Genomic DNA, 24,350 nt, shown 5'->3' with positions numbered 1-24,350 from the left:
CATATAAGTCCTGTTTGATTTAAATCTGAAATTTAAAATCTGCAATCTGCAATTACCTATTCTGCCTTAAAGATTGACAAAACCACCAAAAAATCATTAAGGGAATTGTAGAAAATATCTGAGCATTATCAGAATGCCAGTATTCAAAAGCTGGATAATTGTAAGCCGCTAAAACTGCCATAATTGCGATCCGAATGCCATTGACACCTATGACGATTAGAATAGCAACTGCGGGAACTAATATTTTTTTCTTCCAGTTGGTGGGGTAAGTGGTTAAAAAAAGAATCGCCAGTTGCAGCATCCAAAGCATCGTTAAAACACCCGAACAATTCGGCCCCACCCAGGTGGCTTTTTCAGGTAAAATAATTAAATCACCTTGACGAGTGACTTGAAAACCTACATACCACAGGATGAAAGTTGAAATCTTAGCCAGGAGCTTGGTAATATGAAAAATATGATTTACCGGAACGATTAGCAATTCTAGAGGAACCGCTAGAACCAAAAGCAACATTAATTCCTGCCAATATTGCTTTAATCCTTTAATTCCGGAAGTCAAGAGAGTCAGTCCTAAACCTGAAATGAAAGGTAAAAGCCGAATTAAAAAGTCGTAATTGGGCAAGAATGCCTGACTGAAGAAAACAAAAGCAATGAGTAACGCCCCAAGAATTTTGTATAGCAGATTGCTTTCTAAGTTTAAGGTGATGCGTTTCTGCTTTAATTTGAAAATGATAGCACCAATAAACAAAACGCTGGTGACGAATAAGTTAGTAAGTTTCGCCTTCCAACTGGAATGAAGGTGTAAGGCAATTAAGCCTCCTGCTAGAATCAATAACCAAAATTTTGCGATGTGGAAATTTTGAACGGGTGCAAGAAAGGTTCTCATTTATGTTTAGTTTTCAAATGAAGAAATCCAGTCCATGCACCCAGAATTAATAAACCAAATGTCGGATTGAAATTGAAAGGAACCGCAGCAGCAGCGGTATTACTGGTGACAGAAACAGCACTTAAGTTGATGTTTGCTCGCGCAGAGGTGGTGTTGTCGCCGAGGAAAATGAAGTCAGCGGTTCTGTAAATGTTACCAGCAAAACCAGTAGCTGCGGTGTAGTCTCGTAGCGATCCGCTGATGATAGGGGTAGCACCAGCAGTCAAAGAATAACTGTTGCCAGATATGTTGAGATTATAAGTAGTCAGCGCTGAAAGTAGCGGTGCAATGGTAGGGGAGTTGTTAATTTCTCCCACCGTGAAAGAAGAACCGGACTGAGAGAAAATATCACTTGTTCTCAAGCCTATTTCGATACCTTGCCTGTCACTACTGAGAGCAATAACGCTGAAACCTGCGCGGTTAGGGCCATTAGCGCCATCGTTGACTTGATTGAGGATTTGTACCGTGAAACTAAGCGTGTATCCAGCCTTGCTATCGAGTGTGGGAAATGATGGGTTGACTAGGGTGGTAGGGGTAATGGTCAATGGAAATAATGAAATACTAACATTGCGGTTGCTGTAGCCAGCATAAATGTTATTGCTGCTAAGACTGTTTAAGTTGGTAACACCACCGCTGGCGTTCTCAGTGGCACCAGTGTTGCCAAAATTAAACCAACCTTGACTATTGGGAGTACCACCCAATTTACCATTGTAGAGCGTGACTTGTACAGCTTGGGCGCGGCTGACTCCTGCAAGCAAGGTTAAGCTAACGGTAATAGCAGCTAACGCAGTTTTCACGGGTTTTGTGACCCCTGTTTGGGTTCTCAGACAAGGTTTGCGATCGCTCTGAGAATCCTTGCACGCTCTTGCCTGCAATACATCCTCCCAGAGGCATAATATAACAACCATATTGGCATAATTTCCGTTGGATGGCATCCTTTAAGTCGTAAAAAATACCAGGTTCCACCCTAACCACAAAGAAAACTAGGAATGACGCGGTGACACGGTGACACGGTGACGGGTCGAGATTTTTATTAAGGGTAATTAGCCAGACATCATATTAGGCAAAAAAACCCGGTTTCTCGCAAAAATCTTGGGTTTAGAGCGGCAAGATGGACGCATCACCTTTGTTTTTGGCCCCGCCTGCGTCAGTCCTGATATTGTTGGTTGTAGGGGCGGGTTTTACAGATAACCTATATGATGTCCGCCTAATTACCCTGAATAAAAATCTCGACCCGTCTCCCCCTCCCCGTGTCCCCGCGTCAGTCGTATCAACCCGCCCCCTCGCCTTCCAAACAGCAGAAACCCGGTTTCTTATAGAAACCGGGTTTCTGATTTTGGTTTAAACCCAGACTTAGAAATTCATTTCGGCAGCCTGGACTTTTTCGACTTGTTTCTTCTTCAACACTAGCAGCACTTGGGCTAACATAATCGCGGCAATAAATGCCATTAGCCATTGAATCCGAGTGGCGCTTTGCAGCACAATTTCGCCATCATCTTGACCAAATCCACCTACGTTGGGGTTATTGGTCAAAAGTTCGCCAGCAGTTACCGCTTGTCCTTCAGAAACAATCAATTCCGGTCCGGCGGGAATGGTTTCGACTACCTCGCCGTTATCGGTTTTGATCGTTACCTGATAACCGCCATCTTCATTTTTGGTAATTCCAGTAACGGTACCAGCAGCAGAAGCGTTAAAAGCGTTGTTGTTGGTTTTCTCGCCAGTGGGATAAACTTGACCGCGTCCCCGGTTTGCACCCAAGTGAACGGGATACTTACCGAAGTGGATATTTTTGTCAGTTGCGGGGTTGGGAGAAAGAACGGGGAAGACGATTTCTTGATATTGTTCGCCCGGTAAGGGACCAACAATAATCACGTTATCTTGACCTTCCTTGTAGGTTTGGTAATAGAGTCCCTCAATTTTTTCTTTCATTTCCTCCGGAATGCGGTCTTCCGGAGCAATTTTGAACCCTTCGGGCAACATTAAAACCGCACCGACGTTTAAACCGCCTTTGGAACCATCGCCCAATACTTGTTGCGCGTTGGTGTCGTAGGGAATTTTCACCACGGCTTCAAATACCGTATCGGGGAGAACCGCTTGGGGAATTTCAACTTCAGAGGGTTTGGCAGCGAGGTGACAGTTAGCGCAAACAATGCGTCCCGTAGGTTCGCGGGGGGTTTCGGGGGCAGTTTCCTGCGCCCAGAAAGGATAGGCAGCAGCGGGTTGGGACAGGGATAGACCGCTGGCGAGGAAAATTCCTACTGTGGCGATTGCAAGCAGCAAAGTCCTAGAAATTACCCGCTTGCTACTCTGTAAAATCGCCGATAAACAAGCTTTTTTCATCTGCAAATAACAACAATTCCAGTGAACACCGTCAAATCAATAGCTATTGCTAATTGCTAATTGCTAATTGCTAATTGTTCTTCACTATTAGCGATTAGCGATTAGCAATTTTAAGCCCACCAGGGGTTTTCGCCCGTGCGGAAGTCGGTTTCTGTCCAAGGTGTAAAGACAACTTTATCGTCTTCCACGTTGGCGTGAACCAGTGCCAAGGATAACGGTGCAGGACCGCGTACCACCTTGCCGGTGCTATCATACTGCGAACCGTGACAAGGACACTTAAACTTGTTTTCGGCAATATTCCAAGGTACGACGCAGCCTAAGTGGGTACAGACTGCGTTGATGCCGTAGTCGGCGATCGATTTATCTTCACCTACCACAATGTAGGTGGGGTCGCCTTTTAGACCTTGGGCGAGGGCGCGATCTCCTGTATTGCGGTTAGCCACAAACTCGCTGGCAATCACATCGTTGCCCAAAGCATCTTTGGCGGTTACCCCACCCCCAGCACCACCGCTGGCGGGAGGAATAAAGTACTTAACAACTGGATAAAGCCCACCCAGAGCTGTTCCTGTAATCGTACCAAAGGTCAAAAGGTTCATAAACTGGCGACGCCCCATATCGGGTACATCCGCCGATCCAGAAAGTTGAGCCATAACCTACGCTTAAAACTGTATTTTTGTCAACAACTGCTACGCAGAACCGATCCGTAGTTAGGCAATAGAACTACTTTGTGCAAGACAAAACCAACCAAGGATGACGGCATCAACAGTCCCCAGGCGTCAATTCCGCGCTTGCCGCACGTACTCGGTGTTTTGGGGCATTTGCCAAATTGTCAGCGGCATTTAAATCGCGAGCGATACAAACGCCACACTTACCACATTGGTAAACAAGCTGCTTCAGAGGCATTGGTTGAATATTGCCACATCTTGAGCCTGTTTTAGATCAAAGAAACCACCTATCCACCAGTTCTACTCCAGTTCTGCTTCCTGCTTCATTCAAGGGTGTCACCACTTTCTTGTCCACAGGCGTTAGATTTGGGTGTAGCCCACCCTATCTGGCGAGAAACTCACACTTCCTGGCACGTAAGTATGAGGCAAAGGCAAGCTCAAGCTAAAATCTGCCCTAGCAGGCCAGTTGCAACAATCTCTTGAACAAACTGTTACAGCTTTCTCCTGGGTATTATTACATTTTTTGACACCCCTCTCATAATCTAGAGGGACATCGGATCGAAGACTATCTATATTGAAAGGCTATGACGGGATCTGACTTACACCAGTTGTTGCTTTCCAAGTGGGGACGCTCTTACGATATGCAGCTGCGCCGCACTCAGGGGAAGATTTTTGTCCAGGTGATGTGGAAATATCTGGAGCAAGCGTCTTTTCCTCTCAGCGAGGCAGAATATATGGCGCACCTCGATACCATCGCCAGTTATCTTGTGGCTTTGGGAGCGACAGCCCAAGTGCAAAAATATATTGAACAGACGCGCGAGCGACCCCGCTTGGGCAAAGCGGTTAGCTTTCCCATCGATTTGGGCGATCGCGCATCCGAGTGGATACTAGAAGACACTTGACCTCAAAATCCCCATCTATGCAAGTTGAATGGCAAGTCGCCAAAACCTACGAAGATATCCTTTACCACAAAACGGACGGCATCGCCAAAATTACGATTAACCGTCCTCACAAACGCAATGCCTTTCGTCCCAAAACCGTCTTTGAACTCTACGATGCTTTTGCCGATGCCCGCGAAGATACGAGCATTGGTGTAGTACTTTTTACGGGTGCAGGTCCGCATACAGATGGGAAATATGCCTTCTGTGCTGGCGGAGATCAAAGCGTGCGCGGAACCGCGGGCTATGTGGGCGATGATGGCGTCCCCCGCCTCAACGTGTTAGATTTGCAACGCTTAATTCGCTCGATGCCCAAAGTCGTCATTGCTTTGGTAGCTGGGTATGCCATTGGCGGCGGGCATGTGCTGCATATCCTCTGCGACTTAACTATTGCGGCTGATAATGCTATTTTCGGTCAAACTGGCCCTAAAGTTGGCAGCTTTGATGGGGGATTTGGTGCTAGTTATTTAGCCAGAATTGTCGGTCAAAAAAAGGCACGGGAAATTTGGTATCTGTGTCGCCAATATGATGCAAAACAAGCTTTAGAAATGGGGTTGGTTAACTGCATCGTTCCCGTAGAACAGTTAGAAGAGGAAGGCATTCAATGGGCAAAGGAAATATTAGAAAAAAGTCCAATTGCAATTCGCTGTTTGAAAGCTGCTTTTAACGCCGATTGCGACGGACAAGCAGGTTTGCAAGAACTCGCGGGAAATGCCACTTTGCTTTATTATATGACCGAGGAAGGTGCAGAGGGAAAACAGGCATTTTTGGAAAAACGCCAACCGGATTTTCGCCAATATCCTTGGTTGCCTTAGTTGTTGGTTATTACAGGACTTACGCCACATCTCTATATGTAGGGTGCGTTAACCCAGTGTAACGCACCATTTCTACCATATGTGGTGTCGCTGCGTAACCGTTCAGGGGGTGCGCCCGACGGCGCACCACCCCAAGAGGAGTTTGAGCATCAATATGTATGAGATCTCGGCGCGATCCAACAATAATTTCCGCACGAACTCTCTTGACCATTGAGTGAATACAAGCAGCACCACTTATTGTGAGCAAGAAACTAACTATATAAAGCTAGATTAAAAATTCAAGCGTCATCTTTACAACAGACGACTTCTGGAAGTAAAGAAGGAGCAGGTTTACCTTCACGATCGCTCTTCACGGCAATTGCGATCAACTCCAAAATATGACGCTGTTGGGATTTAAGTGTGGTAACCACAGTCAGCATTCGTGCCACAAAAATACTTCCTGCTTGGGTTTGGGAACCAAAACTGGTACGTCGCCATATTACAGCCGGACGAATAGCTCTTTCGCATTGTTGGTTGGCTCAACACCTGGAGTTTTCACAAATAACCACATCGCACCCTCAACCTTAAGTAGTTGGCGACAAGTAAGAACCGTTTTAGCCAAAGGGGTTTTCTCCTTTAACGCGATCTCGTAGTCTGCGGCTTGTTGTAACAGTGATATTATTTGGTGGCGAATATCTTTGACTAATTCCACAAAATCGCCAGGAGCAAGAGTTCCATCCCTTACCCTCTGCCATAACTCGAATAACTTTTCTTGTTGTTGAAGTAATCGAATTCCTAATTCTTTCGATACCCCAGGACGTTCTGAGATTTTAATAAATTCTCTCTTGAGATCTGCCCAACATAATTGCCGACGTCAGATGTCTACCCAGTTGTATGCGCCATGCCTATCCCAAGTTAAAATTCCGGCAAAATCCTCACCCAGAAGATTTTTAGCCGCTTGAGTGCAACGAGTTAGTGCAATCTCAAAAAATGTGACTAGCGGTGTGACTGCTACCCATAGCCATGCTTGTCTTTGTTGTGGATTGCCACCGTCAATATTAGCTTGATTGAAGCTTGTTTCATCCGCAGCCACAATTTCTTGTTGCTGGATTTAAACTTTTGCTTCATCCACACAATCGGCAACTGCATTGCTGGCTTCTAGCCTCAGTTTGTTGACTGATCCCTTAGAGATTGAGATACCAAACAAGTCCGCCAGGGCACTTTGTACCATGCGGTGGCTGTTACGGTATAATCCACTCAATAATGCTACTATTGCCACAATTCTCACACCGTATCCACTTGGGTTTACGTTGTCGGGTAATGTGGCACGAGTCGAAGTTCCACATCGCTCACAGGTTAATTGGTGCAGACCATGCTCTATAACTATTGGTTCAATCGGTGGAATCTCAACTATTTGGTGGCGATCGGGGAAAGTATCTTCTCCCTTGAGGCTTTCTCCACAACATGGGCATGTTACTCGATGATGGTCTATCACCGAGGTACATTTTTCTACTGGGTATAAGTTGCGGCTTTTCCCCTCATGACCAGGCTGACCACCCCGCTTTTTACCACTTTTTTTCCGTGATTTCTGACCTTTTCCTGGTGGAGCACTTGAGGGTGGTGATGATCAGTTTTTTGATGTTTTATTGACTTTTTCTAATAGTTGCTGCTGGGCTGAGAGTAATTCAAGAGCCTGTTGTTCTAATGATTCAATCCGCTGCGCCATTGACTCCACCAATTTTTTGACGCTGGCGGTCGTTGTTCTCCCAATCATCAGGGGGGATTTGCTCTATGATGCTGGGGCGCGGCTCTTCCATGAGTCTCACATTACCACAATTGCTCGCTGCTATTTTTACGCCCACCCAAATACTCTCAAATATTTACCACCTCGCTTGCCGGGTGGTGCGCCGTAGGCGCACCCCCTGAACGGTTACGTCGCTGCGTAAGTCCTGTATTAGTTATTAGTGTTTTTGTTTAACTATTTCCGGATAATACCATCTCTTCTTCTTTGTGTCCTTCCTGTCTAATTCGCGCTTCGCGAATCCCTGAGCGCATCCGCAATGCTGAGCGAACGCTAACGCGGTTTAAAAGGGGGGTCATGGCAGCGGATTTGGTATAATAACTAATAACCCAAGTTGCTAGTTACATCGAGCCAAAGAAACCCGGTTTCTCTGAAAAATCGTGGGGTTGACAGCGAGAAATCTATGAATCAACCGGGTTTCTGACTGGGGTAATGGGTAATTGTAACGATGACACAGCCCTTTTAATCCAATTACCAATTACCAATTACCAATTACCACCGCCAAAGCTTATAACTAGCAACTTGCGTTAATAACTAATATTCGATTACTTGGCAAGCAGTGGTTGCGGTGCCGTACTCTCGTCTAACGCACCCTACATTTAGATTCTCATATTCGATTACTTGGCTAAGGGTAATTTAATTTCTGTTGTCCCTACACCGCAGCGCACCGTACCATCCCGGTAGGTTGGCATAGCAGGCATTACATCGGGTTTGCTACCCTCGCAGAGGATTGACTGAGTTCCTATTTTAGTTTCTCCCTGCCAAGTTTTTGGCACTAGAAAAACACCGCCGACATAGTTCTTGAAGCCCGGTTTAATCCCAATGCCAAAATGGTAGACAGCTTTAGCACTAGACCAATCTGAGATGTCTTTAGAATCGCTGTTAACCCCATATTTATAGCTGTCACTTGCAGATATCTGACTCACCCCAAGTTTTTGCAATGAATTGGTAAAAACTTGGTTTTGCAAATAGTAAGCTTGCTGCGCGCTGTTCATGGCAGAAACCCTAGATCTGGCTTCAGCTTGCCGCGCTGCCATCGTGCTTCGATCGGCATTTGCTGGCAAAGGATTAATTATCAGGAGGGCAAATAAGAAAAATAGACTGCCTGCGTTGAACCCTCTTGTCTGAGGCAGTTTCAGGAAAGATTGCAGGTAAATGGCTGGAATTTTGGTCATTGTCCCTGGCTGGCTCATTCTGATCACGAGATTTTAAGCTTTGATCGCGATCCCTGTCCAGATTAACTCGTGCCTGGAACAGCAATATTTTGTAATAATTGTTATATTTTTTTACAATTTAGCCAAGGAAAAATTAGAAGCGCTCGCAAGTTCAAACAAAAAAATTTTCGCCCCTTAGATACAACAGAGACACAAATCGGTGATAATGAGTCACTACGGTGACACCAGAAAGGCTGAGAAAGTGGTTTCCTTATATCAGCTTTCGCTAAAAAACAGTTGAATTTTTCAATTTTTTTAAGGAGTGTGGATAGTGATTGCTAAACTGTTTAAGTCAAGTTCTTTAACCCTTGGGCTGGTTGCAGCTATTTCCGCAACTGGGTTACTCATGGGTAGCTTGCCTGCTAACGCTCAAACAAGTTCCTCTCAACGAACAACTCCATCGCCCCAAGCAGCGCCAACTCGTCGTCAACCAGCAAGAAGATCCAACACCTCTCCTAGCCCAAGAGCAACAGGTTCCAACCGCACTGAGCGCCCCAACACCAGTACCGCCCTAAGATTGGGTAGCCGGGGAGAAACTGTTCGCAAGCTGCAAATGTATTTAAAGAAACGCGGGTTCTTCAAAGGAGAAGTAAATGGTATTTTTGGGCCACGTACCCGTGACGCGGTGATTGCGTTTCAGCGTGCCCGGGGCATGAGACCAGATGGCGTTGTTGGAGTAAGAACTCTAGCTGCCATGCTGTAAAAAATAGGGCGGGCATTGCCCACCCTATCCCTAAGTAACGTCAGCTGCTAGTTACCTTTTTAGGGCTGCTAATAGCTAATGGCTAATGGTACAGCGGTCAAATATTCCCGCGAGCAATTAGCAATTAGCGATTAGCAATTTCCCATGATAGTTATAACTACCAACTTGAGTTAAGTAGTAACCAACCGCTTACGCAACGAGTCGGCACGACGTTTAGCCGTTTGATTGTTCGGCTCGTATTTCAACGCTTCTTCGTAAGTTTGTAATGCCTGAGCGGTTAATTTTTTCCGCTCGTAAGCATGACCGAGATTGTTAAGCCCCGTCACATATTCAGGCCACAGTTTCAAAGCTTCTTTGTAGTTGCGAATTGCCAAGTCGTACTGCTCTTGGGCAAAGTAAGCAAATCCCAAGCCATTGTAAATCAGGGCAATATTTTCCTTCGCCTCACCTTCTACATCTTTGAGCGCTTTTTGGAACAGGTTGACCGACTGCACGAATAGTTTTTTATCGAGATAAATGGTGCCGAGTTCGTAATATTCAAGAGCAGTGCCTTTCTCGTTTTTCAGCTTATTTTGCAGCCGCGAGAAGCTACTTTCGACTTTGCGAGTTTTGAGGATCTGGCGAAAAATTATCCCAGCGGTTACAGATAGTAGTGCCAGCAAGAGGGAAAGATAAACAACAGGAAATTGGTTTTCCATAGATTTTTCTATCCGAGCAGATGTAAATTTGTGACATCCTCCCAACGGTAAATGCTCCTGGCGTCGCATTATACCGTGGGCTTCCTATCTTCACAGATAGGCATTCCTAGATCGGCACTTATCTAGATACGAGATCCAAGGGCAGTACGCCATTACTAGGCAGTTTCCTTTCCCCCCAGTCCAGGGGTACTACATTTTCTAATCCTCGCAATAAAACTACTTGAGCCGCAGCATGGTCGCGATGAGTTTTATAACTACATTCAGGACAAATATGCTCCCTCTCACTCAGAGGTTTAGCAACCGTTGCACCGCATTCAGGACAAGTTTGGCTAGTTCCTCTAGGATTTACCCGTTGGAAATAGCAGCCTCGTTTGAAGCACACCCATTCAAGCAGCGACAGAAATGCTCCAAACGAAGCATCAACACATTCTTTTCTGGGCATCCCTCGGTTGAGTCCTACCGTATTGAGGTCTTCAGCAAAGATAGTTTGTGCCTGGTTGCAAAGGCTATGAGCGGTTTGAAAGTGAAAGTTCTTGCGAGTGTTACCGATATGGTGATGCAATCTGGCTACTTTGATCTGTGCTTTCTCCCAGTTTTGAGAACGCTTCTTTTTTCTTGCTGCTCTGCGTTGCAGCAATCTCAGCTTGCTTTGCAGAGTTTTCAGAAATTTAGGGCGTTCAACTGTATAGCCGTCGCTAGTAGTCAGGAATTTTTCCAGTCCGAGGTCAATCCCAATAGTACGTCCATGAAATGGAACATCGGGAATCGACACATCAGAAGAAATGGTAACAACAACGTACCATTGAGTATTTCTACAGCGAGAGACAACCCGCACCTGCTTAACCGTAAATCCTTCTGGGATTGGTCGATGCAAATTGATTGGCACTGCTCCGATCTTGGGCAGCTTAATCTGGTAGCCAGTGACAGGATTGTTCTTGAATTGTGGAAACACGAAGGATCTAAATTGCCCAAACTTTTTGAATCTCGGAAACCCAAAACCCCTTTTTTGAAAGGCTTCCCAAGTATCGTGCAGTCTACGAACCGTAGTTTGCAGCACTTGAGAATATACTTCTTTCAGCTTTGGATTTTCTTTCTTAGCTTTCGGCAACTGATCTTGCTGACGCTGATAGCTGGGAAACGGCATGTCCGCAGGAATAATATATTCCTGTTTCAAAGAACATCTATCTACCAAACACTTTCTCGACGCCAGCCAATCTTTCAACTCTCTCAAAGCATGGTTGTAAACCTTACGGCAGGTTTCCAACCAATCAAGCATGAGTTGCTGTTGGGTTACGTCAGGATAAATTCGGTAGGTGAAGTTCATTGTCAGCATTGTTTTACTGTACCACAAGCTGACGGTAAAAACAACGGTGTTGTTTCTGAATCCTGCTGCGCGTTTATTTTTTGGTCGAGGTGTATCCCACTGCCAAAACATCGGCGGTACAAGGGGTAGCCAAGGGTACATCCGCCTGGTTTATGGCGGGGGACTTACCTCGACTTTTAATTTAAATTATCCCAAGGCAGGCCCCAATAGATCGCCCGTTGCTGTAACCAACCTTCAGCCTTCCAGCGGGAGATCGCATCATTCACTCGCCGCCGCAAGTCATCGTACTGCACTCCTTTGGGCATGACAACGCATAGCGGTTCGGCGGATAATAACGTTGGTAACAAGCGATACTGGGGATATGCTTGTACCCAGCCTGTGAGGACGCTGGCATCGGCGGCGAACGCAGCAGCACTCCCCGACTCCAATAGACTCCACGCTTCTTGGTAAGAATTTACTCCCACCAACTCGGCTTTTGGTAAGGCATACCTTACTTTAGCAATCGTACTCGAACCATTTAATACGGCAACAGTTCTGGTTTCCACATCTCCCAGGCGCTGCACCGATGTATCTTTAGTGACTAAAGCGATGCCATCCATGTAGTAAGGAATGCTGAAACTGACGATGCGGGATCGCATTGGCGTTGCGGTTACCCTGGCAATGGTTAAATCCACTTTGCCTTCTAATACAAGGGTTAGGCGATCGCGGTTTGCTACTGGCTTCCACCTTACCGCATCGGGACTGCCTAATAATTCTGCCGCCAATCGTCGCGCCAGATCGATTTCTAAACCTTGCAGGTTGCTGGTTTCGTCTCGAAAACCCAACGGGCGCAAATTATCTTTTACCGCAACTATTAAATAGCCCCGCTGCTGAATTTGTTGCAGAAAGGCTGCACGCGCAGAAAAGCTAAAAGGTAATAGGTAAAAAGCCAAACCAACAACCCCGTAACGGAAAATCGCAGATGCAACAGATGAGAGGGGGACTCTTGTCCTCACTGCCAACTCATCGGTTACATCCGCTACATCATCCGTTGTCAGTTTCATTTAGCAGAATTTGCCAATTCCACAACTTTGGTAAAGCTGTCTGGATCGAGGACAGCCATTTGCGCCAGCATCTTGCGGTTGATTTCGACGTTCACTTTCTTGAGCTTGCCCATAAATTGACTGTAGCTCATGCCGTGTTGGTGCGAGGCGGCGTTAATGCGAGCGATCCAAAGACGACGGAAGTCGCGCTTGCGTTTTTTGCGATCGCGATACGCATTCCGCAGCGCCTTCATTACCTGTTGGTTAGCCGTGCGGAACAGCGTTGAGTGCGATCCGCGAAATCCTTTTGCCAGTTTGAGAATTTTCTTGCGGCGTTTGCGAGCAACGTTACCGCGTTTTACCCTTGTCATAGTTAGTTGTCAGTTGTCTCTGGTAATTGGTAATCGGTAATTGGTAATTGGTAATGGGTAATTGACTTATGACCCATTTACAAGTAAGGCAGCATCAAGCGCACGTTTTCTTCATCCCGTTCGTCCACTACCGCCATCTTGGATAGACGACGCTTGCGGGTAGAGCTTTTATGCTCTAGGATGTGGTTTTTGAACGAGTGACGGCGGACAATCTTGCCGCTGCCAGTCGCTCTAAAGCGCTTTGCCGCCGATTTGCGAGTTTTTAGCTTTGGCATATCCTGACTTTAATTCGACACGATCTCCTATCTTACCACTATCTGGTTTGTCAAGACAAATTTTTACCTTGGCAGGGAGCAATCGCAGCGCCAACTTTACCCAAACTTCACAAAAGTCATAAATTTAAGTATTTGCACTGGATTGCCGCAAATACCGCTAATTCAGTAATTCTGCTGATAAAATTGGCTCATGACATCGGATTACGATCAATTGTTTGATGAAGATTCAGTAAAAGGACTGGTCATTGCCAGAGCGGATATGCCAGTATAGACACAACAAGGACAGAACAGTTAAGTAAATTCAACATCGACGGCAAATGACGATAAGATAAAAATTAGCAGCTTTTTGTTGAACTGCTGTGCTAAGTTAGGCAAATTATACAGCCACAGCATAAAACTAAAAACAGATTTCCAATACCTGGATTCCCCCCAGGCTTGGAACATTACCCGGTAGAGTCGAGAGGAGCGATATTGATTCTACCGGGTTTTTCTTATGGATACTGCTCTATCTCGTGGGGGAAGATAAAAAAGAAATTTTTTCGGCACGGGACTTTGGGAAACCGGGAAAGGGAATATGCCAGGATGCCCGATTCCCTGGGTACAAAAACGGCGCTCCTCGCCGTATGCTTGGCAATTATGGCCTGACTCGGTTGGGCAAATTTAACTGGTGGAGTCAGCAACCCCGCTCTAAAAACACAAAGCAAGAGGCGACTCGTTTAGCCCTAGCTGACCAGACTACTCGTTTAAGGCAAGAGTTAAAGACCTACTTCAGGATGCTTGCTAGTCCTGAACTCTAGAACCGAACGATTAAACAGGTTTATGGGTTAAGCCAGTGTCGTTGGGATAGTTACCGACCCTAAACAAAGTCGTTCGCGCAGCGTGCCGACGCAGGAGGCATAGCAAACATTACCTGTAAGGAGTATGCAGCAATGCAAAACCATGTTTTTGTCATCGGTACAAACAAGCAACCTCTAAATCCGGTTACCCCTGCACGAGCAAGGGAGTTGCTGACCTTGGGAAAAGCTGCGGTGTTCAGAATGTATCCTTTTACCCTGATACTCAAACACGGAGTTGAAAGCCCTAATCTCAAGCCGTTAACTATCAAGCTTGACCCTGGTAGTAGGTTGACTGGAATTGCAGTCGAGAATCAGCAACCCCGCTCTAAAGAGACGGGGCAAGAGGCAAGAGCCAAAAAGCCCTAGCTGACCAGACTATCCGTTGAGGGCAAGAGTTAAAGACATTAACCATCAAACTAGACCCTGGTAGCAGATTTACTGGAATTGCCATCGGTGATGACAACAAAGTTATCTGGTGTGCCGAGTTGGAACACAGAGGATGGCAAATCAAAGATTCTTTGGCATCTCGAAGGACGTTGCGCCGTAGTCGTCGTAATCGCAAAGCTCGATATCGCCAACCAGGTTTTGATAACCGCAAGCGGAAAGAGGGGTGGCTACCTGCATCGTTAATGCATCGTGTTCTCACTGTTGAGACTTGGGTAAAACGGCTTTGTCGGTATGCACCCATCACTCAAATAGCAATGGAGTTAGTTAAATTCGATACCCAAAAACTCCAAAACCCAGAAATTGAAGCTGTGGAATACCAGCAGGGGGAGTTGGCAGGTTACGAGGTGAGGGAATATCTTCTGGAGAAATGGGGACGTAAATGCGCCTATTGCGACACTGAAGGCGTTCCACTCCAGATTGAAGACATTCACCCACGCGCTAAAGGTGGTACTAACCGAGTATACAACCTCACTCTCAGTTGTGAGAAATGCAACTTAAAAAAAGGAACTTTGTCTGTAGACGAGTTCTTGAAAAAGGACGGCGCGAGATTGGAGAATATTAAAGGTCAAGCGAAAACTCCATTAAAGGATGCATCTGCTGTGAACTCGACTCGGTGGGCATTGTTCCATACATTAAAAAGTATCTTACCCACAAATACGGGAACTGGAGGACAAACTAAGTACAACCGCACAAGATTTGAGCTACCCAAGCAACATTGGATTGATGCCGCCTGTGTCCGAAGTATTGACAGCATAAAGTTACTAACCCAGCAGCCGTTGCGAATTAAGTGTACTGGTTGGGGAACTCGTCAAATCTGCGGCACTGACCGCTACGGTTTTCCTACTCGTCACCGCGAACGTAAACAGGTTCATTTTGGTTTCAGGACTGGTAATATCGTCAAAGCTGTTGTCACTTCCGGGAAAAAAGTAGGTGAATACGTAGGGCGCTTACTGTGCCGTAAAACGGGAAGCTTTGATATTGCCACGAATACAGGCGGCGTAACTGGCATTAGTCATAGGTTTTGTAAATCAATTCATCAAAAAGATGGCTACAAGGGATGCTTTTTAAATCAAGACGGCTTCTTAAACTGCCCCAGTCTAGTTTACTCCCTGGTCTTTTGACACAGGGCTTCCACACTCCCAAGGAGGCTTAGGTGAGGCAATGTTTACTGCAACGGAAACCTCTGTAATTGTACTGATATTACTCGCGGCTGTCGGTATATTAGGTTGGGGATTCTATCGATCTCAACCTTTTGGTAAGCTGGGAATTCTAGCTTGGCTACAATCCGTAGTGCTGATGGCACCTTGGCTGTTGTTCTTTGGATTATTCGCCGCCGGGGTTTATCTCAACCTAGTCAGCATCCTGTTTTTGTTGGTTGCTGCGGCGGGATTGTATATTTTCCTGGGAAGTCAACTGCGCGCCGCAGCTAAGGATGCACAGCTGCAAAAGCCAACTTCAGCGGTGGAGAATGGCAACGAAATCCCTAAGGAAGCAGCGCCACAGTCGGAAAACACACCAAACGCGCCACCAGAATTACCCCAGATTCCGACCATAGAATTGCTGTCGATTCCCGATCTTGATCTCAAGACGATTCAAGGAATATTCGGCATCGATACGTTCTTTGCTACCGAAACGATTCCCTATCAGGAAGGAGCTATCTTTAAAGGTAACCTGCGGGGGGAAGCTCAAGCCGTCCACACCAGGTTGTCAGCAGCTTTAAACGAGCGACTCGGCGATCGCTACCGGCTATTTTTAGTCGCAAATCAGGATGAAAAGCCGGTCTTTATCGTCTTACCCAGTCGCAACGACCCAAAATCCTCAACCATCCCCCAAAAAGTCCTAGCAATTATACTGTTGCTGGCAACGATCGCTACCTGTTTCGAGGCAGCAGGGATACTGATGGGCTTCGATTTCTTTAACAACTTGAATCGGTATAACGATGCTTTGCCCATCGCTGCTGGCTTTTTAGCGGTTTTAGCTGCCCACGAAATCGGTCATTGGCTGCTAGCATTGCGTCACAATATCCGCCTCAGTTTACCTTACTTTATTCCTACCTGGCAGATTGGCTCGTTTGGCGCTATCACTCGCTTTGAGTCGCTGCTACCTAACCGCAACGTTCTGTTCGATATTGCCTTTGCTGGACCCGCAGCGGGTGGGATTGTTTCCCTGTCTATGCTGGTTATTGGTTTATCGCTGTCCCATCCAGGCAGTTTCTTTCAAATACCCGCTCAATTTTTCTCCGGCTCGATTTTAGTGGGAAGTTTGGCGCGGGTGGTTTTAGGTTCTGCGTTGCAGCAGCCAATAGTTGACGTTCACCCGCTAACGGTGATTGGTTGGCTAGGATTGGTGATTACGGCGATAAACTTAATGCCAGCGGGGCAATTAGACGGAGGTCGAATTGTTCAGGCAATCTACGGACGCCAAATAGCTTCCCGTGCGGGGGTGGCGACGTTAATTGTCTTAGCGATCGCCACCCTAGCCAATCCCCTTGCCCTATACTGGGCAATTGTAATTGTGTTCTTACAACGGGATCTGGAAAGACCCTGTTTGAACGACATTACAGAACCCGACGACGCACGCGCCGCCTTGGGTTTGTTGGCGCTATTTTTGATGCTGGTGACGCTAATTCCCTTAAGCCCCGGATTAGCTGGTCGTCTGGGTATTGGCGGCTGATGGATTGTCAGTGGTAATGGGTAATTGGTAATGGGTAATGGGTAATTGCTAATTGCTAATTGCTAATTGCTTTTACCAATTACCTATTACCCAATCTAAAATTTGCTAATTGGTAACTGATTTTTCCCATTACCGATTACCCATTACCGATTACCCATTACCAAATCTAAAATCTAAAATCTAAAATCTAAAATTATGAAGGTTATGGCTACAACCCCGCCAGTTTTAATTGTTTTAGACCTCAGTACGTTGATGGGCAGCAGCACTCGCGAATGGCAGGATTACTCGCGGGTGGGTTCTTGCTACTTGCCCCAAGTCGTTTATGAGGAAATAGAATTTCTCTCTAGCCGCGCCCCAGAACCGGATTTGGAAACAACTGCCAGAGAATTCCTGCGCTTTTTCCCGAACAGCGGCTGGCAATTGACGAATGCGAATGCCTCCCATCCCGCGCTGACGCCTCCCCCAGGTCAAGCTTTGAGCAAACAAGCTCGACTGTCCCTGGCTGTCGCCCAGTGTGCCTATGGTTTGTCTGGGGAACGTGCGGGGGAATTGGTTGTTTTGGTGTCCACCCTGCAGCAGCTATTACAACGGCTCTTCGCGTTGCAAAGTCCTAATCTATGCGGCATCGCTCCGGCAGCGCTGTTGCAGTGGGCGCGCACGGGACAGAAACCCCCGGCGGTGACCCAGCAGATGGCGGCTACGCTTAAGGCAGCTGCGACGCCTGTCAGCCCAGCGACAGCTAGCAAACCGGCATCGCCAATACCGAAAGCGGCAAGTTCTACCCTCATGAGTGGTCCTGCGTCGGCGGCGCGGACGCCTGCATCGAGTGCCAGACGCAATTCTGGCGGGATGGGCGCTTTATCTGGACTGATTGCTAGCGTGTTAGCTTTGGTGGGGTTAGCGATCGCAGGTGGCTTCGCTTGGCGAGCCATCCAACCTGCCAGTTTTGACAAATTCTGGCAACAATTGGGTCTACCTGCACTCCCCGGTCAACAACCCGCCCAAAAACCCAAACCCGTGAAAAAATAAGACTTCCCCATATGCAAACGACAGGCATCCACCACGTTGCTATAATTTGCTCTGATTATGAAAAATCTAAGCAATTTTATGTCGAAATTTTAGGATTTTCCATTATCCAAGAAACCTTTAGGGCTGAAAGAAATTCTTATAAATTAGATTTAAAGGTTGGCAACAACGACCAAATTGAATTATTTTCATTTCCCAATCCCCCTCAAAGAGTCAATAACCCCGAAGCTTGTGGATTGAGGCATTTATCCTTTGCAGTTGAAGATATCGATCGAGCCGTTGCCGAGTTAAAATCTCAGGGCGTCTTTATAGAAACTATAAGAATTGATGAAATTACGGGCAAGCGCTTTACTTTTTTCAAAGACCCAGACGGCTTGCCTCTAGAAATATACGAGAATTAGAGGGAAAAAAGAAGATTTATACAATTGAACTATAAAAGAACAATGAAGTCCCTCCTGCTCTCCCATAAATGAGTAAGTAATCGAAGCGAGCAGAATTCAGTATTTTCCTCGTTTAAAAATATCCAACAAAGCAGCAAATTAGTTATTGAGGAAGCCTGAGCGAGTTCTGAGCAAGAAGAATTCTTGACAGAACAAAGATCTAATTGCAAATATCTCCGATCTAATTGCCCCAGGCAGGTCGCGCAGCTGCGATCGTGTGCTATCAGGCACATTCCTGGGATAGATAAATGGCTCTTATTCCTGGATACAGGAACTTTTTGAAAGCCAGCAAAATCTTACGTTCTGTAAACAATTGGAAAAATTTCCGGTTACTGTCAGAACTCGATAGTATCAACAAACAATTATTAACCTTTTAGCCCAGACGAAGCATTGGCGAGGCTAGCTATGGAAAAAATTACTGCAACTGGTTTAACCGCAACAACCCCAAATCAAACAGAAAAGCAGCCGCGTCCTTTTGTATTAGCTTTGCTACTGACCGGAATTTTATACTTTGGTGTCAAACCAACGCTGCCTACCAAATCTAACGTTTTAGCGATCAGGTCTGCCGAAACAACTACAACCGTATCAGAACCGATTACTAATGCGGTTTTGCAGCACTTGTCCCTGCAGTCGGGGTTGCCAATGTCTGCAATTTATATTGTCGAGGCTCAACGGTTAACTTGGCGCGATCGCTGTCTGGGTTTAGCTGAGTCTGGTTTATCCTGTACCCCCGCATCCGTCCCTGGATGGCGTTTAACCGTAGCCAGTGGCAAGCAACGCTGGTTCTATCGCACCGATGCTGCGGGTTCCGTAATTATCCTGGAACAGAATACAACCTCACCCAACCAAAATATCCCAGAAGCAGCGATCGCGCGCAATTTTAGATAGGCTAATTGCTCCCGGGAAATATTCCCAGGAGCAATTAGCAATTAGCGATTAGCTATTTTAGCCAGTTGAGTTATTACCGATTACCGTTGTGACACAATAGCAGGTCGCTTGACTGGTTCTGGGAACAGGGATGCGATTGCATTCTGACGTTGGGCGGACGGTTCTTGGGTTAAAGTCCACAAGCTTTCGTAGAAAAAGAACGATATTCCAGAAAAATTGCGCTGGCGCACGGTTTCTACTTGCTGTTGGATCTGGGGAATTGCCACAAACCGGGGTTTCACCCCAGTCATTATACCGACACCTACGGGAATGCGCTGCCGTGCCGAAAGCACTTCCGGTTGTTCCAATTCCCCGATAAAGCGAGCGATATCATCGCGATACACTTGCAAGATTAATTCATCGATCAATCCTTGCTTATCCCAAGTTTCCCAATCGGTTAAAAAGAATTCGTAAGAAAATCTTTGAGGATTGGGAGATACTGAAACAATCACGTTGGGTTTGCGCTCTTTAATACCTCGGTAAATTCGCTGCATGTACTGGGTAATTTTATCAGCCCGCCAGCGCAGCCATTCCGGGTCTTTAAAATTCTCTGGGGGAGATTGACCGTTGTGTTCTTTCTGATACAGTGCCACTGTAAATGGGTCGTAACCCAACTCAGAGGGAAAGCCGAAATGGTCATCAAATTGAATTCCATCGATATCGTATTTGGTGACAATTTCCAGGATTAAATCTTCGATGAATTGCTGTACATCTGGACGGAAAGGATTGAGCCAAACCCGGTCGTGGCGGCCTTCTTTCCAAATTTGAGTACCGTCTCTGCCCGAAAGAATCCAGTTGGGATAGCGTTGGGCTAATTCCGAATCCGCCGGTGCCATGAAACCAAATTCAAACCAGGGAATTACAGTCATGCCTTTTTTATGACCCTGGTCGATAATTTCTTTAAGGATATCGCGCCCGCGCAAGCCAATTTCCGGGTCAAGCGATCGCCCGATTGTCCCCCTCGCTATCGCACTCGGATAAAGCGTGTAACCCCAATTCCAAACCGTGGGATATACAGTATTCAAATGCAACTTGTGCAGGCGTTCCAAGGCGCGGGAAAGCCGCGAGGGCGAAAACAACACGTCGCTATCAATATTCGTCAGCCAAACACCCCGGATCTCCTCTGTAGGCATTTTCCGTGGTGTTGGTACTGTTGGTGCTTCCCCTGTAGGCGGGGGTGGTGGCGTTGTTATCGTTACCGATGCTTCCCCTGTAGGCGGGGGTGGTGGCGTTGTTATCGTTACCGATGCTTCCCCTGTAGGCGGGGGTGGTGGCGTTGTTATCGTTACTGATGCTTCCTCTGTAGGCGGGGGTGGTGGCGTTGTTGGCACCGCTGGTACGGTAGGCGGGGGTGTTGGCGTTGTTGGCGTTGCCTCTGGAGATGGGAGTGCCTCCGGCGTGCCGAGTTTAGCAATATACTGGTCAGGCACAACACCAGAAATTCCCATTGCCTGACACAAGGAAGCCGCTACCTCGCCGCGATTTGCCAGTTGACTGGGTTTGAAGCTGCGGACATCCGGGTAATTGACCACGAGTTGCTTTTCTATGGCAGCTGCGATCGCATTGCGCGCATAGTTAGAAATATCTTGGGCATCCTCAAACACCCCATCCAGCATTTCAGCAGGTGGCTGACTAGGCGTATACTTTAACCCACTCGCCAAAGCGACTAATACTTGTTCGCGGGTAATCTTTAAATTTGGGTTAAAAGTCCGCCCAATATAACCCGAAAGAAAACCCGTTCGATAGGCGCTGCCAATTGCCTCCACCGCCCAATAATTAGACGGAATATCGACAAATCTCATCGGATCGCGAACAGGAGTTACATTGGGGAAAGCCTTAGCGATTGATGTCGCAAATTCAGCCCGCGTTACTGGATTGCTAGGTTTAAAACTACCATCCGGGTAACCGCTAATTATCTCTCGCCGGACTAATTCTTCAATACAAGGTTGCGCCCAATGTCCTTGAATATCGTTCAATCCCGTCTGCGCTAAAGCCTGAGTTAGCAAGACGGAGATTATCATGCTAAGCGCAGCTAGGAAGGCAAGCCAAGCCTTACCCTTAAAGGTGCGGCGAAACGAGAACAGTCCGTCTGCCCAAGTTGTAAAAAGGTTGTTAACCAACTGTTTTAACATCTGCCCAACTGTGGATGTGCCAAAATTAACGCAAGTATACAGTGACGGGCATGATGATGGAACAGATTCAGGGTTAAAATCGGAACGCTGGGAGCATTACGCTCAAAGTGGGAGGATATAACAATGAAAAAATTAAGATTCACCTGCGAAAATGAATTAAAGCATTTTGGCGCCTGCGATGCTTCGGGTTCTGTGGCTCTATTCGATACAAAATATTTGGTAGTCGCGAATGATGAAGACAATATTTTAAGAGTTTATGACTCAACCTCTTCGGGAAAACCGCTGGCATCAATCGACATCAATAACTATTTTACAAATAACCCCAAAGGCAGGGAAGTAGATATTGAAGCTGCAACCATCTTAAATGGATCAATTTACTATATTACATCCCATGGCAGAAACAAAAATGGCAAAGAAAGACCAGAACGCCGTAACTTGTTCGCCAATCAGTTCGCAGTTGAAGGTGAAAGTTTTCCCGCTCAACAAGTTGGGCATTCTTACTCGAAACTTTTAGAAGATATGGAAAAAGATGAAAGACTTAAAAAGTATAAACTGGAATCAGCTGAAAAATTAGCCCCAAAAGAAAAGGGGGCGTTAAATATTGAGGGACTGTGTACCACACCAGACAAACAATTATTAATTGGATTCCGCAATCCGATTCGAGAAGGTAAAGCGCTGGTAGTGCCTCTGGAAAATCCGGAAGAGCTTGTGCAAAAAGAAGATATCTCTGCAAAATTTGGAGAGCCAATAGACCTGGATTTAGGTGGGTTGGGGATCAGGAGTATCGAATACTGGGAAAGCCACGAACTATACATTATAGCCGCAGGAGCTTATCACAGCGGTGACGAATTCAGATTTTATCAATGGTCGGGAAATCGAGATGAAAAACCAGAAGAAATAGAAATTGTTGATTTACCGCCAGGGTTTAATCCAGAGGCAATTGTAATCTATCCAAATCTAGACAACAAATTTCAAATCCTCAGCGATGATGGAAGCGTCAAACGGGAAGGCGAAACTCCATGTAAAGACTTGCCGCCAGAAAGCGAGCAAAAATTCTTTAGAAGCGTCTGGGTAAACGTTGAAATATTGTAAAAAATCGGCGGCTAATGGCTAATGGCTAATGGCTAATGTAAGGATATGAGTAAGCTCGCAATTAGCTGTAGGGGCGGGTTTTACCAACCAATCCGCGCCAACACCAAAGTTTCTCTGAAAAATCGTTGATTTGTCACCTAGAGATCTAGGTCGAAACAAAGGTGATGGCTTCGTTAAACCCACCCCTACTTGCGTTAAAATTTCAAAAATTGTACCTTGGCTAGTTAACGGCGATGACTTGGACATTTGGACAAAAGTTACAGGGTAGCAACTACACGATCGAGAAAGTGCTGGGTGAAGGTAGCTTTGGTATTACCTATCTGGCCCGAAATGAAAACAATCGGCGCGTTGTTATCAAAACTTTAAACGATCGCGCGCAACAAAGACCTGATTTTGACAAGTTACATCAAGATTTTCTCAACGATGCACTACGACTAGCCAGATGCACCCATCCTCATATTGTCCGAGTTGAGGAATTAATAGAAGAACGTGGTTTATTCTGCATGGTAATGGAATACATCGAGGGAGAAGATTTAGCCAGTCGGGTGGAAAACCAAGGAATTTTACAAGAAGATGAAGCACTGCGCTACATTGAGCAAATCGGTGCGGCGTTAATAGCCGTTCACGATCGAGGTTTACTGCATCGGGATGTAAATCCACAAAACATTATGTTGCGATCCCCCCTTGCCCCCCTTGACAAGGGGGGATCCCCCCTTGCCCCCCTTCACAAGGGGGGTGTGGAAGCAGTGTTAATTGATTTTAGTATTGCCCGCGAAGTTGGATCGGATTGTTTTGCACCAATTGAACAGTATGAAAAAGAAACCAAATTGGGTGTGTATACAGATGTTTATGGTTTGGCGGCGACATTGTATGCAATTTTAACGGGAGAGTTGCCCGTAGCAGCCCCTGCGAGAGCTGAGAATACGCCATTAATAGCGCCGAAACAGTTGAATCCGGATATTAGCGATCGGATAAATCAAGCCATTCTCCAAGGTATGGCATTTCAACCTCACGAACGCCCGCAATCAATTCAAGAATGGTTGCAATTGCTCTACAAAGATCCGGTTACTTCCCCACAATCTTCAACTTCAACAACCAGGCAACAGTCGCCAACAAAAACGGTTTTTTCACAAGATTTTCCTTGGGGTTTATTAGCAGGAGTTTTATTAAGCTGCGGCTGGATAGGTTTTGCTCTAGCTCAGATTATGGCTCCAGGTTGGGTTTGGTCATTAGTATTAGCTTGTGCATTAATTCCCCAAATATCTGGGTATGCGATCGCCATCTTTGGTTCCCTTGCGGCTGGGGTTCTAGCTCTTAATTTAATTGTCGAACCTTCAAGTAAGACCTTGTCAAACCTGCCCCTTCTAGCAACAGCCGTGTCCTTATCTGAAATGGCAGTTTGGTATTCAGCTTTAGGTATTATTTACTGTGCGTTTTCCACTTCATTTTTGCAGCAATTAAAAACATTATTCAGCAAATTTAACGCGGTTTTAATTTTAACCGTAACTTCTTGGTTAGGAATAGGCTTAGGCCGGTTACTGGGTTTTATGTTTGAGTAAACTTGGCAGCATATTTTATATATAAATCCCAAATATGCACATTACAACCCCCTTTTTAAATGAACCGCCATAGACGCGCCAGCGGCTTCCCGTAGGGTAGACGCCAAGAACGCCAAGAAGAAGAAGAAGAGAGAAAATAAAGAGGGTAATC

The 24,350-nt window shown here is 46.2% G+C and carries 23 protein-coding genes and 2 pseudogenes; 10 read left to right on the top strand and 15 right to left on the bottom strand.

Annotated features, from left to right (window positions below; translation table 11 throughout):
* Window positions 1-52: 52 nt before the first annotated feature.
* From crtA to ACE1CM_RS02685, 5 genes are all read right to left on the bottom strand, one after another.
* Complete coding sequence (crtA, locus tag ACE1CM_RS02705) at window positions 53-883, bottom strand: cyanoexosortase A (protein WP_374875864.1); 831 nt, start codon at window positions 881-883, stop codon at window positions 53-55.
* Window positions 880-1,830 carry a hypothetical protein gene (locus ACE1CM_RS02700; protein ID WP_374875863.1) on the bottom strand — a complete coding sequence of 317 codons (951 nt, stop codon included), beginning with the start codon at window positions 1,828-1,830 and terminating at the stop codon, window positions 880-882. Before ACE1CM_RS02700 ends, crtA begins: the two co-directional genes overlap by 4 nt.
* A 445-nt stretch (window positions 1,831-2,275) precedes the next feature.
* Window positions 2,276-3,262, bottom strand: coding sequence for a cytochrome f (gene petA, locus ACE1CM_RS02695; RefSeq protein WP_374875862.1), 987 nt, complete (start codon window positions 3,260-3,262; stop codon window positions 2,276-2,278).
* A gap of 110 nt (window positions 3,263-3,372) precedes the next feature.
* Window positions 3,373-3,912 (bottom strand): cytochrome b6-f complex iron-sulfur subunit, encoded by a 540-nt coding sequence (gene petC / locus ACE1CM_RS02690; protein ID WP_374875861.1) that lies wholly within the window; start codon window positions 3,910-3,912, stop codon window positions 3,373-3,375.
* Between the two features lie 109 nt (window positions 3,913-4,021).
* Window positions 4,022-4,165: a hypothetical protein gene (locus tag ACE1CM_RS02685; protein ID WP_374875860.1), complete on the bottom strand. Its 144-nt coding sequence runs from the start codon at window positions 4,163-4,165 to the stop codon at window positions 4,022-4,024.
* A 346-nt stretch (window positions 4,166-4,511) separates the two neighbouring features.
* Here ACE1CM_RS02685 and ACE1CM_RS02680 point away from each other — a divergent pair, with 346 nt between their 5' ends.
* Window positions 4,512-4,829: a DUF3067 family protein gene (locus tag ACE1CM_RS02680; protein WP_374875859.1), complete on the top strand. Its 318-nt coding sequence runs from the start codon at window positions 4,512-4,514 to the stop codon at window positions 4,827-4,829.
* Between the two features lie 17 nt (window positions 4,830-4,846).
* Window positions 4,847-5,680: a 1,4-dihydroxy-2-naphthoyl-CoA synthase gene (gene menB / locus ACE1CM_RS02675; RefSeq protein ID WP_374875858.1), complete on the top strand. Its 834-nt coding sequence runs from the start codon at window positions 4,847-4,849 to the stop codon at window positions 5,678-5,680.
* Between the two features lie 19 nt (window positions 5,681-5,699).
* Here the strand turns inward: menB and ACE1CM_RS02670 are convergent, their stop codons facing one another.
* The 4 genes and pseudogenes from ACE1CM_RS02670 to ACE1CM_RS02655 all read right to left on the bottom strand — a co-directional run bounded on the left by ACE1CM_RS02670 (window position 5,700) and on the right by ACE1CM_RS02655 (window position 8,635).
* Window positions 5,700-5,891 (bottom strand): hypothetical protein, encoded by a 192-nt coding sequence (locus ACE1CM_RS02670; protein WP_374875857.1) that lies wholly within the window; start codon window positions 5,889-5,891, stop codon window positions 5,700-5,702.
* 67 nt (window positions 5,892-5,958) lie between these two features.
* Window positions 5,959-7,476 (bottom strand): annotated as a pseudogene (locus ACE1CM_RS02665) (IS66 family transposase).
* A gap of 157 nt (window positions 7,477-7,633) precedes the next feature.
* Window positions 7,634-7,759, bottom strand: a complete 126-nt coding sequence (locus ACE1CM_RS02660; RefSeq protein WP_374875856.1) for a hypothetical protein — start codon at window positions 7,757-7,759, stop codon at window positions 7,634-7,636.
* Between the two features lie 318 nt (window positions 7,760-8,077).
* Complete coding sequence (locus tag ACE1CM_RS02655) at window positions 8,078-8,635, bottom strand: type IV pilin-like G/H family protein (protein WP_374875855.1); 558 nt, start codon at window positions 8,633-8,635, stop codon at window positions 8,078-8,080.
* A 310-nt stretch (window positions 8,636-8,945) separates the two neighbouring features.
* Between ACE1CM_RS02655 and ACE1CM_RS02650 the strand changes: the two genes are divergently transcribed.
* A complete protein-coding gene (locus ACE1CM_RS02650; protein WP_374875854.1) occupies window positions 8,946-9,377 on the top strand; it encodes a peptidoglycan-binding protein in 432 nt (143 codons plus the stop codon).
* 170 nt (window positions 9,378-9,547) lie between these two features.
* Here ACE1CM_RS02650 and ACE1CM_RS02645 read toward each other — a convergent pair whose 3' ends face one another.
* The 5 genes from ACE1CM_RS02645 to rpmI form a co-directional block, all read right to left on the bottom strand.
* Window positions 9,548-10,075 carry a tetratricopeptide repeat protein gene (locus ACE1CM_RS02645; protein WP_374875853.1) on the bottom strand — a complete coding sequence of 176 codons (528 nt, stop codon included), beginning with the start codon at window positions 10,073-10,075 and terminating at the stop codon, window positions 9,548-9,550.
* A gap of 118 nt (window positions 10,076-10,193) precedes the next feature.
* The gene (locus ACE1CM_RS02640) at window positions 10,194-11,540 is read right to left on the bottom strand and encodes an RNA-guided endonuclease InsQ/TnpB family protein (protein ID WP_374875852.1); all 1,347 of its coding nucleotides are present in this window, start codon (window positions 11,538-11,540) and stop codon (window positions 10,194-10,196) included.
* A gap of 35 nt (window positions 11,541-11,575) precedes the next feature.
* The gene (locus ACE1CM_RS02635; RefSeq protein ID WP_374875851.1) at window positions 11,576-12,442 is read right to left on the bottom strand and encodes a transporter substrate-binding domain-containing protein; all 867 of its coding nucleotides are present in this window, start codon (window positions 12,440-12,442) and stop codon (window positions 11,576-11,578) included.
* On the bottom strand, window positions 12,439-12,792 hold the full coding sequence (gene rplT / locus ACE1CM_RS02630; RefSeq protein WP_374875850.1) for a 50S ribosomal protein L20: 354 nt from the start codon (window positions 12,790-12,792) through the stop codon (window positions 12,439-12,441). Before rplT ends, ACE1CM_RS02635 begins: the two co-directional genes overlap by 4 nt.
* A 77-nt stretch (window positions 12,793-12,869) precedes the next feature.
* Window positions 12,870-13,067, bottom strand: a complete 198-nt coding sequence (gene rpmI / locus ACE1CM_RS02625) for a 50S ribosomal protein L35 (RefSeq protein WP_374875849.1) — start codon at window positions 13,065-13,067, stop codon at window positions 12,870-12,872.
* Window positions 13,068-13,996: 929 nt separating this feature from the next.
* Here rpmI and iscB point away from each other — a divergent pair.
* From iscB to ACE1CM_RS02600, 5 genes and pseudogenes are all read left to right on the top strand, one after another.
* Window positions 13,997-15,471 (top strand): annotated as a pseudogene (gene iscB / locus ACE1CM_RS02620) (RNA-guided endonuclease IscB).
* A gap of 40 nt (window positions 15,472-15,511) precedes the next feature.
* Window positions 15,512-17,023: a site-2 protease family protein gene (locus tag ACE1CM_RS02615; protein WP_374875848.1), complete on the top strand. Its 1,512-nt coding sequence runs from the start codon at window positions 15,512-15,514 to the stop codon at window positions 17,021-17,023.
* Between the two features lie 204 nt (window positions 17,024-17,227).
* Entirely contained in the window at window positions 17,228-18,052 is an 825-nt protein-coding gene (locus tag ACE1CM_RS02610; protein WP_374875847.1) for a hypothetical protein, read from the top strand.
* A gap of 11 nt (window positions 18,053-18,063) precedes the next feature.
* Window positions 18,064-18,450 carry a VOC family protein gene (locus tag ACE1CM_RS02605; protein ID WP_374875846.1) on the top strand — a complete coding sequence of 129 codons (387 nt, stop codon included), beginning with the start codon at window positions 18,064-18,066 and terminating at the stop codon, window positions 18,448-18,450.
* Window positions 18,451-18,894: 444 nt separating this feature from the next.
* Window positions 18,895-19,377: a hypothetical protein gene (locus ACE1CM_RS02600; protein WP_374875845.1), complete on the top strand. Its 483-nt coding sequence runs from the start codon at window positions 18,895-18,897 to the stop codon at window positions 19,375-19,377.
* Window positions 19,378-19,457: 80 nt separating this feature from the next.
* On the opposite strand, the gene ACE1CM_RS02595 is transcribed toward ACE1CM_RS02600, so the two are convergent.
* Window positions 19,458-21,548 (bottom strand): family 10 glycosylhydrolase, encoded by a 2,091-nt coding sequence (locus ACE1CM_RS02595; protein WP_374875844.1) that lies wholly within the window; start codon window positions 21,546-21,548, stop codon window positions 19,458-19,460.
* A gap of 123 nt (window positions 21,549-21,671) precedes the next feature.
* On the opposite strand from ACE1CM_RS02595, the gene ACE1CM_RS02590 reads away from it, so the two are divergent.
* Window positions 21,672-22,640 carry a DUF3616 domain-containing protein gene (locus ACE1CM_RS02590; RefSeq protein ID WP_374875843.1) on the top strand — a complete coding sequence of 323 codons (969 nt, stop codon included), beginning with the start codon at window positions 21,672-21,674 and terminating at the stop codon, window positions 22,638-22,640.
* Window positions 22,641-22,873: 233 nt separating this feature from the next.
* Entirely contained in the window at window positions 22,874-24,199 is a 1,326-nt protein-coding gene (locus ACE1CM_RS02585; protein ID WP_374875842.1) for a serine/threonine protein kinase, read from the top strand.
* Window positions 24,200-24,350 lie beyond the last annotated feature (151 nt).

The sequence above is a fragment of the Microseira sp. BLCC-F43 genome (genome assembly GCF_041929235.1).
In the GTDB taxonomy this organism is placed as follows: domain Bacteria; phylum Cyanobacteriota; class Cyanobacteriia; order Cyanobacteriales; family Aerosakkonemataceae; genus Microseira.
The sequence above is the reverse complement of the archived record's forward strand: the minus strand, read 5'-3'. Positions and strand labels throughout refer to the sequence as shown.